The following is a 12,892-nucleotide window of genomic DNA, read 5'->3' on the forward strand; positions in this document are numbered from 1 at the left end:
TTGTAGTAAATTTGTAGAAACTTATTCAAAAAGTATTCCAAAATGATACATTCGAGAAATAGAAGACTTAGAGTTAATGAATCTATCAGAAGTTTGGTAAGAGAAAATGTGCTTACAACTGATGATTTTGTAATGCCGATCTTCGTAATGGAGGGCGAAAATATGCAGGAACCGATCCCGTCGATGCCGGGAATTTTCAGGCGAAGCATAGATTTAACAGTGAAAGAATGTAAGGAATTATTTTCTTTGGGCGTAAAAGCTGTCAATTTGTACATGAAGGTGTCAGAACATCTGAAAGACAATACAGGGAAAGAAGCCTGGAACCAAAACGGATTAATGCAGAATACGATCAAAGCGATCAAGGATGCAGTGCCGGGAATGGTGGTAATGCCTGACGTAGCTTTAGATCCTTATTCCATCTATGGACATGACGGAATTATCGAAAACGGAAAAATCTTAAATGATGCTACGAATGATGCTTTGGCAAGAATGTCAGTATCTCATGCAGAAGCAGGTGCTGATCTGGTAGCACCAAGTGACATGATGGACGGAAGAGTACAGGTGATTCGTGAAGCATTGGAAGAAAGCGGATTTACCGATGTGGGGATAGTAAGCTATGCTGCAAAATATGCAAGCTCTTTCTATGGTCCTTTCAGAAGTGCTTTAGACAGTGCTCCGAAAGATGATATGGATATTCCGAAAGATAAAAAAACATATCAGATGGATTATCATAACTCACGTGAAGCAATGAATGAAGTATTTAAAGATATTGAAGAAGGTGCTGATGTGATTATGATCAAACCGGGACTTCCTTACCTTGACATTGTTTCCAAAGTACGTGAAGCGATAGATCTTCCGATTGCCGTTTACAACGTAAGTGGTGAATATGCAATGGTAAAAGCTGCTGTCCAGAACGGTTGGCTGGATAATGATAAAACAATTATCGAAAGTCTTACTTGTTTCAAAAGAGCAGGAGCGGATATGATCTTTACTTATTTTGCTAAGGAAGCAGCAATGATCCTTAACAAATAATCAATTTTACATTAATAGAAAAGAGATTGCTCATAAAGCAATCTCTTTTTTTGTATAATGATATCTTATTATCCAAAACACGCTGTGTAATGAGGATGCCCTTCATGAACTGGCTTTTCTCCACCTTTATCATCCACACAGATATTAGTTGGGCATAAATACCAGCCAGCCGGACATCTGCCTTCTGAATCAGGAAAACGAAGAGTTCCACCACTAATGTTCTTTAAATCTTTTTTACTTAATTTTTTCATGATAATTATTTTTTAGTTTGTGAGCCTAAGATAATAAAAAAATATCACACGGTGATGAAGTATTTGTTTTTTTTACAAAAAAAGTCTTTTTGGTATATTTAAAATTAAGATATGGCTGATTAAATGTGAAAAATTGAGAGATTAGAAGTAAATAAAATTAACAATTCAGATGATGAACGTTAAATCAGATATAAACAATGCTTCGGGATATTCAAACTTGTTCGCATTTTTGATATATTTGCCCTATGATTTTACGAGGAGAAAACTTAATCAAAGAATACGGTCCTAAAAAAGTTGTAAAAGGCGTTTCTGTACAGGTTCAGCAGGGAGAAATTGTTGGTTTGCTTGGTCCCAATGGAGCAGGGAAAACCACATCGTTTTATATGATCGTAGGGTTGGTTAAGCCTACTTCAGGGAAAATTTTTCTTGATAAACAGGAAATTACAACGGATGCAATGTACCGAAGAGCCCAAAAAGGAATCGGTTACCTTGCTCAGGAAGCTTCTGTTTTCAGAAAATTATCCGTTGAAGAGAATATTATGGGAGTATTGCAGCTGACAAAACTTTCAAAACGTGAGCAGCAAATCAAATGTGATGAGCTTATCGAAGAGTTCTCTTTACAGCATGTTCGTAAAAACAGAGGAGATCTTCTTTCCGGAGGCGAAAGACGTAGAACGGAAATTGCCCGTTGTCTTGCTACAAGCCCAAACTTTATTCTTTTGGATGAGCCGTTTGCCGGAGTTGACCCGATTGCAGTAGAAGATATCCAGAAAATTGTAAGAAGCCTTGTTGATAAAAACATCGGAATTCTAATCACTGACCACAACGTACAGCAGACGCTGGCGATTACCAATAAAACCTATATCATGTTTGAAGGTAAGATTCTTAAGGAAGGACTTCCGGAAGATCTTGCGAATGATCCACAGGTAAGAGAAGCATATCTTGGGGAAAACTTTGTGTATCAAAGTATTCTTGATAAACCGAAGAAGAAAAAATATGCATATAATATCTGGGCTGGTAATTTTGATTCGAAAGCTCAATTACAGGGGTTTGTAGATGAAAATTTCAAACAATATGATGATCTGCGATTGATGTATGGCTTTGAGGATATCAGTTTTGCTTCCCTTGCCAATTCTGAAATCGAGCATATCTTTAATGATGTAGTAGATAAGAATGCTAATAATTCATTTGTATTCCAGAAAAAAGAGATCAATACCAATTATTCTCTGGAGCAGGCACAGACAGAATCTAAGGAAGCAGGTAAACCTGAATTGCATTATCTGACAACATATATGTACGAAGGATAAATTCCAGGATAAATATTTGCTTAAAACCATAATAAAAACGTACCTTTTCTCTTCGAAACGGTACGTTTTTCAGTTTAAATAATTCCTATGGCAAAACCATTCAACAGAACAGTTACTTTATTCGGGATTTATAAACAGCTTGTTCCATTCATCAGACCTTACAGATTAATGATTTATGGGACGTTGTTTCTTACTTTTCTAGGTGCTTTGGCGGCACAGGTAAACCCAATTGTATTGAAATACACAGTGGATGAGGTGACCAAACTTACCCATTTGCCACATCCGATGACAGAAGGTGTTCATATTCTGATTATTATATCTATTATTTTATTAGGTAAGGAGCTTTTGAATATTTTTATCAATTTCGGACAGAAGTTTTATGGTGAAAAAATAAGGATCAATGTAAGTTCAGTTCTTGCTCAATCTGCTATAGACAAAATCCTGACTTACCGCGTAGCTTATTTCAATGATGAAAACCATGAATCTGGAAAATTACAGATCAGAATTGATCGTGGAATTGAAAGTTTAACAAAATTAGTTCAGAACTTTTTCATAGATATTTTACCTCTTTTTTCCAATGCTATTATTGCTTTGGTAATTATGTATATGCAAAATGTGTATGTAGGAGCTGTTTCTACGATCATTGTCCCGATTTACTTTTATATAAGCTCTTTGCAGGCAAAAAAATTGAGTGGTGTACGCCGTCAGCTCAGAAATCAGAGGGAAAAAAAGACTTCAGGGCTGCTAAATCTTATCAATTCCATTATGGTGATTAAAAGTTTTGTCAGGGAAAAATTCGAAGGAAAGAAACAGTATGATTTACAGATGCAGCTGATGGAAAGCCAGATGTTTACAAGAAGGACAAACTTTATTTATGATGGCTTAAAGACTTTTTTAGAACAATTCGGGGTGGTTTTAATTATCCTTCTTACGGTTTACCTGGTACTTGATCAGCAAATGACGATTGGAGCAATTATGCTTCATATTATGCTTTTCAATAATGTCTCCGCGCCTATTCGTCAATTGCACAGGATTTATGATGATATGAATGATGCGATGATCTATGCCGAAGGATATTTTGAAATTCTCAATGCTGATAACGAAGCTGAGCCTAATGGTGACTTTACAGAAAAAGAAATCAAAGGAACTTTTGAGCTTAAAAATGTAGATTTTACTTATCCTAACGGAACAAAAGCACTCCATAATGTTTCTATGAAAATAGAGCATGGAAAAACTACTGCCCTTGTTGGGTTGAGTGGTGCTGGGAAATCTACGGTTATCAATCTTTTATGTAAATTCTATCTTCCGGATTCCGGTGAAATTTTGCTTGATCATGTAAATCTTGATGAATATAATAATACCTTTCTGAGAAGCGATCTTGGGCTTGTTCTTCAAAAAAATCATATTTTTCAGGGAAGTATTGAAGATAATATCCGATATGGTGATATGAATGCTGATTTTGAGAAAGTTCAGGAAGCCGCTAAAAAAGCATATTTACATGATCAGATTATGGATCTTCCTGATGGATATAAACATGATGCGACTCAGCTTTCAGGCGGACAGCAACAGAGAATAGCCATTGCAAGACTTTTCCTTAAGAATCCACCGATTATATTTCTGGATGAGCCTACAGCAAGTCTGGATGCCATTGCTACTGAGCAAATCAAAAATTCTCTGGATGCTATAAAAGAAGGAAGAACTGTTGTTATTATTTCCCATTCCTTATCTCAGATTTTAGATTCAGATATTATTTATGTTATGAAAAAAGGAAGGGTAGTGGAGAACGGAACTCATGATGAACTTTACAGTAAAGACGGTACTTACCGGGAAATATTTGATGCTTCGGCGCGTAGCTTAAATCTGGATAAACTGGTGAATACGCTTAAAGAAAATTAATAATTTTACTACTATAAATCTTCCTGCAACGATAATACATGAACGATCACTATCTAAAAAAACTTGACAGAGTAACAGCTATTCTTACCCAACTTCAATCAAAACCTGTAGTAAGAGCTCAGGATCTGGCTGAAAAATTTGATGTCAGCATCAGAACGATTTATCGTGATGTGAAAACACTGGAAAATGCAGGAATCCCCATTGTAGGAGAAGCAGGAAATGGATATTCACTGATGGATGGCTATAAACTTCCACCCATCATGTTTACCAAGGAAGAAGTTCTTAGCTTTATCACTGCTGAAAAGCTTATGCAGAAATTCTCACATCAGAGTTTGGGAAATCATTACCAGACAGCAATGGAGAAAGTACGTTCTGTACTGAGATATTCCGATAAAAATTTGATTCAGAACATTGAGAAACAGATTGATGTTTTCAATTTTCATACTCAGCAGACGGAAGATTCCCTTAAAAATGTCATTCCTATTATTCTGGAAAGTATCGCAGAGAAAACCCAGTTAACTATAGAATATCAGACTGTAGACTCAAAAATTTCCGACAGAACGATTGAAGCAGTTGGGATTTTCTTTGAATTTAATTTTTGGTATATCATGGCATATTGTACACTTCGAAATGATTTCAGGCAATTCAGAGTAGACAGGATTCTGAAGATATCTAAGACACAAACTCCTTTCTTACAGGAATACGGACAGATCAATGATTACAGGAAATCACATGGAAATAAAGTCAGAGCCAAACTGCTGGTCGATAAAAAAATAATGTCTCATCTTGTGAACTCAAAAAAATACTACGGTTTAATAGAAGAAGTAGAAACAGACCATGGTGTTGAACTTACCTTTGAAACAGAATGGATCAATGACGGATTTCCACGCTGGGTAATTACCTTTGCAGATTATGCCACAGTTCTTGAGCCGGAAAGCCTACGTGTAAGGCTGAAAGAAATCCTTGTCAATATGATGGAAAAACAACAATAAAACCTCAACAAATAACATGTTGAGGTTAAGACTATGCAAATAGATGAAATGGTTTAAAGTAAAAAAGGCAACGTTACAAATAAGAAGACTTGTTTTCTCTTTTTTGCAATTTTACCGCTTGCTTAATGATTAAAATCTCTCCCAGAAAAAAGGAGGTTCCATTCCTAAAGCTCTCAGATAAACATATCCCTGTCCGCGATGATGAATTTCATTGTCTACAAAATAAAGAATATTCTCATACACCGGGAATTCATACTGTCCGAAAAGATTAAATGTTTCCTGGAAACGCTCCTCCGAAATTTGTCTGAAATAATGATTGATCACTTCAGTTTCCTCATCCCATTTTTTTAGGATCTCCTGCTTGGTTTTCGGATTGAAACCTTCCTCATTGTACGCTTCCATATTGTTATCAATGATTCCTTTTAAAGCTGATCCTGCAATACTGATTAATTCTACTGCTAATTTTGCAAAAGGTCTCATTCCACCTACTGAAAACTCAAATAATTCTTTTTCAGGAAAAGCTTCAATCACTCTTCTTGTAAGGTTTCTGTGCCCTTGCCAGTGCTTTAATAATTGCTCAGTTGTCATGAATTGCTGTGTAGCTGTTGCTGTAGTTGTCATAATATATCGTTTTTGTTTGTGATTGTTGATACAAAGGTATGATCAGGTAATGACAACAGTTTGTCAGCAGGATTTTTAATGCTGAAAAATATTTTATTTCTTTGCTAAAATATTACCCCTTACTTTTTCGTTAGAAGGAAGGGTATTAATAAAAACAAATTGATTAATTAAAATTATGAAGAAGTATATTTTGCCAGTTGTTACCACTTTTTTATTAGTATCATGCAACAAAATAGAAGAGAAAATTGACCAGACAGTTCAGGAAACTACTGAAAAAGTACAGCAAAAAGCTCAGCAGGCAGTAGAGGAAACCGTTAAAAAGACAGTCAATGAATCTATAAACTCTATTACAAACTCGCAGGACGTAAAGTTCAATGAAGTCTTTCCTAATTCAGAATCCATGATTTCAGAAGAGAAAGGTAAAAAGATAAAACTGCCTACAGGTACTGAAGGATATGTTTTTAAATACAAAGCTAATATTGCTGTATTACTTCCTTTTTTAGAGAAACAGGCAACGTCTGATGAAAGTAAATCAGAAAAAACAGCAAGAAAAATTGACGGACAGAGTATTATCAATAAAATTAGTCTTGTTTCCAAATTCTTGCCTGAAAATACTTTTGATACAAGCTTTTTACAAGATATTAAAACAGATAAAAGCATTCAGTATTATAAGCTGAAAAGATTTCCTAACAGTAGTACAATTATCTACAACCCCAAAAATCAGACCATCATACAATACGTAGAGGTAAATAAATAATTTGGATTGACCGGTTTTTTGCCGGTCATTTTTTTCATTGTGAGTGTAACGAAACGATTTTATTGCAGAATTTTTAATGGAAATGTTTTTTCTTCAACTTAGATACTGATAAAAATTAGAGATTTTCAGAAAACTTAAGTGCACTTCTCAAACAGTTAGCAGTCACTTAAAAATAACTTAAGTGTTTAAAATCTTTTGTGCCTTTGTGGTTAAATCTATTCCAGTAATAATTGGAAGGTGTAACATCAGTACATTTTACTTTTTACATTGTACAAAAAAAGGTATTTTAGTCGTATGAAAATTTATACAAAGACAGGAGATAAAGGTCAGACTGCACTTTATGGAGGAACAAGAGTTTCCAAGGCGAGTGCAAGAGTAGACAGCTATGGAAATATTGATGAGCTAAACTCATTCATCGGAATTGCAAAAAGCCATATTGAAGATGAAGACGTTTTAAAACAACTGAAAAAAATTCAGTTCGATCTATTTACGGTAGGGTCAGAAGCTGCAACACCAGTAGATAAGCTGATGCTTGCCAATGGAAAATCACGTCTTCCCATTATTATTTCAGATACGGAAATTGAAGAATTGGAGCAATGGATGGATGCTTTTGATGAAAAATTAGAACCTCTTCAGTATTTTATTCTTCCAGGTGGAGGAAAACCGGCAACATTTTTACATGCAGCAAGAACAATTTGCAGAAGAGCAGAACGTTCATTGGTTTTCTTAAATGAAGCTGAAGAAGTACGTCCGGAATTGATTAAATATTTAAACAGGTTATCAGATTATCTTTTCGTATTGGCAAGATATATTTCAAAAGTAAATAACGAACCGGAAGAATACTGGAACCCGAATGAAAGATAAAGTATTACTTTTCATCAATGGAGACGCTCCAAAATCTTTTCCGGATCTTGAAAATTATGGACTGATTGCCTGTACAGACGGTGCTTTTCATTATTTAAAAAGAATGGGCTTCCTATTAGATAAACTGGATTTTATATCCGGTGATTTTGATTCCCATTCAGGTTCAGATGAAAACATTTATCAGGAAAAATTTATTCACACGCCAGATCAGAATCATACCGATTTTTATAAGGCTCTGGATATTATCATAGAAAAAGGAGGAAATAAAGTTGATGTTTTTGGAGGTAGTGGAGGAGAGCAGGATCACTTTTTAGGAAACCTTACGGTGGCATATGCTTTTAAAGATAAATTAGAGTTAAAATTTTACGATGAGTTTTCAGAATATTATTTTATCCCGAAAAATTTTACGATTAAAGGAGTAAAAGATAAAATGATTTCCCTGTATCCGTTTCCTGCAGCTGAAAATATTACAACAAAAGGCTTGAACTGGGCATTAAATAAAGGAAGTTTAAACATTACTTCAAGAATCGGAACCAGAAATTTCGCTGTGGAAGATGAGGTGTCCATTACCTATGAAACAGGAGATCTGTTGATTTTTATCGGGAAAAATTATTTGTAACAGAGTAATAAAATCACGCAAATGATTCAATATAAACGGATTAGAGTCCTGAGCGTAGACGAAGGAAGCCTGTTTCCTAAAATTTAATAAAATCCATTGGCATTAGCCAAAACCTAAATAAATTTTAAACCACAAAGTCATAAAAGTTTGGAACACTTAAGCTTTTTAAGTGACTACTAACTGTTTGAGAAGTGCACCTAAGTTCTGAAAATCTTTGATTTTCTTCTTAAGTGTGCTTCTTTTATGTAATTTTTTAAGCTTACTTAAGTGATCTAAAGTATTATTAAAATAAACTTTCGTACCTTTTGTGGTAAATCAAAAACCTATTGAATACATTCATCAAAATACCGGTTATCACCCTTTCATTATTTTGTGTTTTCTCATGTAAAACGCAGCATTTTGAAACCCCTGAATATGGAAAAAATGAAGTAGAAAGGGCTATTGAGATTAAAAAAGTACACAACTTCCGCGCTGTAGGTAATATTAAAAATACAGAAGGAAGAACCTTAAAAGAAGGAATGCTTTACAGAAGTGCTCATCTTCATAAGCTAAAAAAGAAATCGTTTGATCAATTGGAAAAACTGGGAATAAAAGAAATCATTGATTTAAGAAATTCAAAAGAGATTTTAGATAAACCGGATAATCTTCCCAATGGAATTATTTATAAAAAATATTCTGCTTTTGAAGATGAAGGAGACCAGCTGTCACAGGCAAAAAAGCTTGTATTAAAAGGAAAAGTAAATGCTTCTGATGCAGATAAAAGAATGATTGATTTCTATCGGGAATATGTCACAGAAAACCCTGAAACAATCAAAACTATTATCAACGAAATCCTTGAATCTAAAGAACCCATTCTTTACCACTGTACTGCGGGTAAGGACAGAACTGGAATTATCACAGCTCTGATCTTAACGATATTGAAGTTTGATAAAGAAACCATCTATAACGAATACCTGTTATCCAACAACTTTAGAAAGGGCTTGGTTGAAAGAAGAATGAACCTTGCCAATAACTTACATTTTCTCTACCCGAAGATGGATTTACAAGTTTTGGAAAAACTGAGTTGGGTAGAAAAAAGCTACCTTGATGCTGCTTTTGATGAAATCAATAAAAAATATGGTTCCACAGATGCTTATATTCAACAGGTATTGGGGATTTCCGAGGCAAAAAGAGAGGAATATATGCAAAAGTTTACCCACTGATTATCAGTAATAAATTTCGGTAAGATATAATATTAGGGCTTTATTTAAAATTATAATAATTTTAACATCCAAAAATCAAACTTTTTTAGCAATTTTGCATTTCTTAATTCACTTGTTTAGAAATGAAAATAAAGTACTCGGAACTTATTGATCAGACATTATATTTCCCTACAGAGGAGTTTAATGTTTCTGAGAACAATTTGTTGTTTCACGATGTTCCATTGATGGACGTTGTTGAGCAATTTGGCACTCCGCTAAAGATTAGCTATTTGCCGAGAATTTCTCAAAATATTCAGAAAGCCAAAAGCTGGTTTAAAGAAGCTTTTGAGAAAACCGAATATAAAAAGAGTTATACCTACTGTTACTGTACAAAATCCAGTCATTTCAATTTCGTATTGGAAGAAGCATTGAAAAACGAAATTTCTATTGAAACTTCATCTGCTTATGACATGGATATTGTAAAGTCTCTTTATGAAAAAGAGAAAGTAGATAAAAACATTGAAGTGATCTGTAATGGATTCAAAACAGATGATTATCTGATGAAGATTTCAGATATGATCAACAGTGGTTTTGAAAATATTACTCCGATTCTTGATAATTACCGTGAGTTGGATAAGCTTACAGAAAGTATTGATTCTACATTCAATATCGGAATCAGAATCGCTTCAGAAGAAGAACCGAAGTTCGAATTCTATACTTCAAGATTAGGGATCGGATATAAAGATATTATCCCTTACTACAGCCAAAAGATCGCTGAACACCCGAATGCAAGATTGAAAATGCTTCACTTCTTCATCAATACCGGGATCAAAGATACTTCATACTACTGGAATGAATTGTACAAATGTCTTCGTGTATATGCACGTCTGAAGAAAATTGCTCCGGAGGTAGACTCATTGAACATTGGGGGAGGATTCCCAATCAAAACTTCTCTGAACTTCGATTACGATTACCAGTATATGGTAGAAGAAATCGTTTCTCAGATCAAAAAATTCTGTGAAGAGGAAGGCGTAGAAGAACCAAACATCTATACTGAATTCGGAAGCTTTACCGTTGGAGAAAGTGGAGCAAACCTTTATAAAATCATTTCTCAGAAACGTCAGAATGACAGAGAAAAATGGAATATGATTGACTCATCTTTCATGACCACTCTTCCGGATACATGGGCGATTTCAAGACACTTCATCATGCTTCCGCTAAACCGTTGGGAAGATACTTATGAAAGAGTATTCCTTGGTGGATTAACGTGTGATTCAGATGATTATTATAACTCTGAGCAGCATACCAATGCCATTTATTTGCCTGTTTTCAGTGATACGAAACCTTTATACATCGGATTCTTCCATACAGGAGCTTATCAGGAAACCATCGGAGGTTATGGTGGAGTACACCACTGTCTGATGCCTCAGCCAAGACACGTCCTGATTCAGAAAGATGAAAACGGTGAGTTACAATATGAAGTCTTCCGTGAAAAACAGGAACCAGAAGATATATTGAAGCTTCTTGGATATAAATAATTTTGTTATCAATAGAGCGGGCTTTAGCCCGTTCAATACAAATAAAACAAAGTCCATTGGCTTTAGCCAAAACTTACACAAAACAAAAGCTCTCAGATTCTGAGAGCTTTTATTATTTTAAAAATATTTCGAGATTTTATCCAGTTCTAATTCTTCATAATCAGAAACCACGGTATCAGCTAGTGTATAATCCTGATTCTTTGAATGCGGACTTCTGTAAGCAGCACAGAAGATCTTAGCTCTGTGGGCTGCAAGAATACCATTGGTGGAATCTTCTATTACCATACAGTTTTCTACAGGTTCTCCAGCCATTTCAGCAGCCAGAAGGAAGACTTCAGGATGAGGTTTTGATTCTTTTAAATCTGCACCACTGATCTTTCCGCTAAAATACTTCTCAAGCCCGAATTTTTCAAAAACCATATTGATGGTCGTCATTGTTGCAGAAGAAGCGAGAATCAGTTTGATACCATTTTCATGATAATGCTGAATAAGATTTCTTACTCCGGGGATCAGATCAAATTCATCATCATTATAAAAATAATCTTTAAAGTGAGCCCTTTTGATTCCGGCAATGGATTCGTAAGTATGTTCTAAATTAAATTCCTTAATCAGAGTTTCGGAAACCCTTTTGGTAGATGCTCCTGTAAAAGAAGTATACAAATCTTCGGAAACTGCAATTTCCAGTTCATCAAAAGTTTTGAAATAAGCTTTTCTATGCAATGGTTCTGTGTCTACAATCACTCCATCCATATCGAAAAGAACAGCTTTTAAAGACATATTCTAAGTTTTTCACAAAAATAACTTTTAAAATGTAAACATAACAAGATTTAAAAACTAAAAAATCAGAATGAGGGTTAAAAATTCATAACAAACAATTGTTCATCTCTAACTCGACGAGTATTTTGTATCTTTGCGGAGTATTTTAATCTTTCAATCATTTAATTTTTTAATTAATAATTATATATGAAAACATACGCAGGAATTCCCGAGGAAAACGCAACGTTAGAGAATTCGAAAGTAATGTTGGTAACAGTTCCTTACGATGGAACTTCAACATGGGGTAAAGGAGCAGATAAAGGTCCTGAATTATTCTTAGATGCTTCTGAAAATATGGAGCTTTATGATATTGAGACTCAAACTGAACCTTTTCTTCAGGGGGTATATTTAGCTGGAGAAGTTTCTGAAAACTCTAGTCCTGAAGCAATGACGGAAGCAGTTTACCAAAAAACAAAAGAACTTTTGAACAATGAAGGTAAAGTATTCACTTTATTTGGTGGTGAGCACTCTGTTTCTATCGGTTCTATCCGTGCGGTAGGAGAGAAATTTGAAAACCTTACAGTACTTCAATTAGATGCTCATACAGATTTACGTCCTGAATTCCATGGTTCTACTTCCAATCATGCTTGTGCGGTGTTTGAAGCTAACCAAAAGCATAACTTAGTTCAGGTGGGAATCCGTTCTATGGATGCAGAAGAAGCTCAGTACCTGCCAGAAGGAAGAGTATTCTTTGCTCATGAAATTGCAAACAATGAGAATTGGGTAAATGATGTATTGGAAAAAGTTTCAGGAAACGTATATATTACGATTGACCTTGATGCTTTTGATCCTTCTATTGCTCCATCTACAGGAACTCCTGAGCCAGGCGGATTACAATGGTATCCAACATTGGAGTTATTAAGAAAAGTATTCGAAAAATGTAATGTAGTAGCATTTGATATTGTAGAATTAATGGATTCTCCAATGTCGAAGCCAACAGCTTTCTTAGCGGCTAAGTTATATTATAAAATGCTTGCTTATAACGATATTTATAACAACAATAACTAATATTCCGCAA

12 protein-coding genes and 1 pseudogene are annotated in these 12,892 nt (G+C 34.7%); 10 read left to right on the forward strand and 3 right to left on the reverse strand.

Going from position 1 to position 12,892, the window contains the following annotated elements; all coding sequences use genetic code 11:
- The first annotated feature begins 42 nt into the window (after positions 1–42).
- Positions 43–1,032 (forward strand): porphobilinogen synthase, encoded by a 990-nt coding sequence (gene hemB / locus AC5YGG_RS10365; RefSeq protein WP_496144426.1) that lies wholly within the window; start codon positions 43–45, stop codon positions 1,030–1,032.
- A 68-nt stretch (positions 1,033–1,100) separates the two neighbouring features.
- On the opposite strand, the gene AC5YGG_RS10370 is transcribed toward hemB, so the two are convergent.
- A complete protein-coding gene (locus AC5YGG_RS10370) occupies positions 1,101–1,283 on the reverse strand; it encodes a bacteriocin (RefSeq protein WP_496144427.1) in 183 nt (60 codons plus the stop codon).
- A gap of 245 nt (positions 1,284–1,528) precedes the next feature.
- Here AC5YGG_RS10370 and lptB point away from each other — a divergent pair.
- The 3 genes and pseudogenes from lptB to AC5YGG_RS10385 form a co-directional block, all read left to right on the forward strand.
- A pseudogene (gene lptB / locus AC5YGG_RS10375) lies at positions 1,529–2,254 on the forward strand (LPS export ABC transporter ATP-binding protein); the annotation flags it as partial.
- Between the two features lie 504 nt (positions 2,255–2,758).
- A complete protein-coding gene (locus tag AC5YGG_RS10380) occupies positions 2,759–4,486 on the forward strand; it encodes an ABC transporter ATP-binding protein (protein WP_496144651.1) in 1,728 nt (575 codons plus the stop codon).
- A gap of 38 nt (positions 4,487–4,524) precedes the next feature.
- Positions 4,525–5,478, forward strand: coding sequence for a helix-turn-helix transcriptional regulator (locus AC5YGG_RS10385; RefSeq protein WP_496144428.1), 954 nt, complete (start codon positions 4,525–4,527; stop codon positions 5,476–5,478).
- A 129-nt stretch (positions 5,479–5,607) separates the two neighbouring features.
- On the opposite strand, the gene AC5YGG_RS10390 is transcribed toward AC5YGG_RS10385, so the two are convergent.
- Complete coding sequence (locus tag AC5YGG_RS10390) at positions 5,608–6,099, reverse strand: DinB family protein (protein ID WP_496144429.1); 492 nt, start codon at positions 6,097–6,099, stop codon at positions 5,608–5,610.
- 175 nt (positions 6,100–6,274) lie between these two features.
- Between AC5YGG_RS10390 and AC5YGG_RS10395 the strand changes: the two genes are divergently transcribed.
- The 5 genes from AC5YGG_RS10395 (at position 6,275) to AC5YGG_RS10415 (ending at position 11,058) form a co-directional block, all read left to right on the forward strand.
- Positions 6,275–6,856: a hypothetical protein gene (locus AC5YGG_RS10395; RefSeq protein ID WP_496144430.1), complete on the forward strand. Its 582-nt coding sequence runs from the start codon at positions 6,275–6,277 to the stop codon at positions 6,854–6,856.
- Between the two features lie 294 nt (positions 6,857–7,150).
- Positions 7,151–7,720, forward strand: coding sequence for a cob(I)yrinic acid a,c-diamide adenosyltransferase (locus tag AC5YGG_RS10400; RefSeq protein WP_496144431.1), 570 nt, complete (start codon positions 7,151–7,153; stop codon positions 7,718–7,720).
- Positions 7,710–8,339 (forward strand): thiamine diphosphokinase, encoded by a 630-nt coding sequence (locus AC5YGG_RS10405; protein ID WP_496144432.1) that lies wholly within the window; start codon positions 7,710–7,712, stop codon positions 8,337–8,339. Before AC5YGG_RS10400 ends, AC5YGG_RS10405 begins: the two co-directional genes overlap by 11 nt.
- A 326-nt stretch (positions 8,340–8,665) precedes the next feature.
- Positions 8,666–9,541: a tyrosine-protein phosphatase gene (locus AC5YGG_RS10410; protein WP_496144433.1), complete on the forward strand. Its 876-nt coding sequence runs from the start codon at positions 8,666–8,668 to the stop codon at positions 9,539–9,541.
- 122 nt (positions 9,542–9,663) lie between these two features.
- On the forward strand, positions 9,664–11,058 hold the full coding sequence (locus AC5YGG_RS10415; protein WP_496144434.1) for a type III PLP-dependent enzyme domain-containing protein: 1,395 nt from the start codon (positions 9,664–9,666) through the stop codon (positions 11,056–11,058).
- 117 nt (positions 11,059–11,175) lie between these two features.
- Here AC5YGG_RS10415 and AC5YGG_RS10420 read toward each other — a convergent pair whose 3' ends face one another.
- Positions 11,176–11,835, reverse strand: coding sequence for an HAD family hydrolase (locus AC5YGG_RS10420; RefSeq protein WP_496144435.1), 660 nt, complete (start codon positions 11,833–11,835; stop codon positions 11,176–11,178).
- Positions 11,836–12,021: 186 nt separating this feature from the next.
- Here AC5YGG_RS10420 and speB point away from each other — a divergent pair, with 186 nt between their 5' ends.
- Positions 12,022–12,882 (forward strand): agmatinase, encoded by an 861-nt coding sequence (speB, locus tag AC5YGG_RS10425; RefSeq protein WP_496144436.1) that lies wholly within the window; start codon positions 12,022–12,024, stop codon positions 12,880–12,882.
- The last annotated feature ends 10 nt before the right edge of the window (positions 12,883–12,892 follow it).

Source organism: Chryseobacterium sp. CS2K3 (assembly GCF_059515185.1).

Excerpts from the sequence above, each read along its gene's own strand:
- AC5YGG_RS10405 (WP_496144432.1), top strand. The coding sequence starts at position 7,710 with ATGAAAGATAAAGTATTACTTTTCATCAATGGAGACGCTCCAAAATCT.
- AC5YGG_RS10400 (WP_496144431.1), top strand. The coding sequence starts at position 7,151 with ATGAAAATTTATACAAAGACAGGAGATAAAGGTCAGACTGCACTTTAT.
- AC5YGG_RS10390 (WP_496144429.1), bottom strand. The coding sequence starts at position 6,099 with ATGACAACTACAGCAACAGCTACACAGCAATTCATGACAACTGAGCAA.
- AC5YGG_RS10420 (WP_496144435.1), bottom strand. The coding sequence starts at position 11,835 with ATGTCTTTAAAAGCTGTTCTTTTCGATATGGATGGAGTGATTGTAGAC.
- AC5YGG_RS10385 (WP_496144428.1), top strand. The coding sequence starts at position 4,525 with ATGAACGATCACTATCTAAAAAAACTTGACAGAGTAACAGCTATTCTT.
- AC5YGG_RS10395 (WP_496144430.1), top strand. The coding sequence starts at position 6,275 with ATGAAGAAGTATATTTTGCCAGTTGTTACCACTTTTTTATTAGTATCA.
- AC5YGG_RS10380 (WP_496144651.1), top strand. The coding sequence starts at position 2,759 with ATGATTTATGGGACGTTGTTTCTTACTTTTCTAGGTGCTTTGGCGGCA.
- hemB (WP_496144426.1), top strand. The coding sequence starts at position 43 with ATGATACATTCGAGAAATAGAAGACTTAGAGTTAATGAATCTATCAGA.
- AC5YGG_RS10415 (WP_496144434.1), top strand. The coding sequence starts at position 9,664 with ATGAAAATAAAGTACTCGGAACTTATTGATCAGACATTATATTTCCCT.
- AC5YGG_RS10370 (WP_496144427.1), bottom strand. The coding sequence starts at position 1,283 with ATGAAAAAATTAAGTAAAAAAGATTTAAAGAACATTAGTGGTGGAACT.
- speB (WP_496144436.1), top strand. The coding sequence starts at position 12,022 with ATGAAAACATACGCAGGAATTCCCGAGGAAAACGCAACGTTAGAGAAT.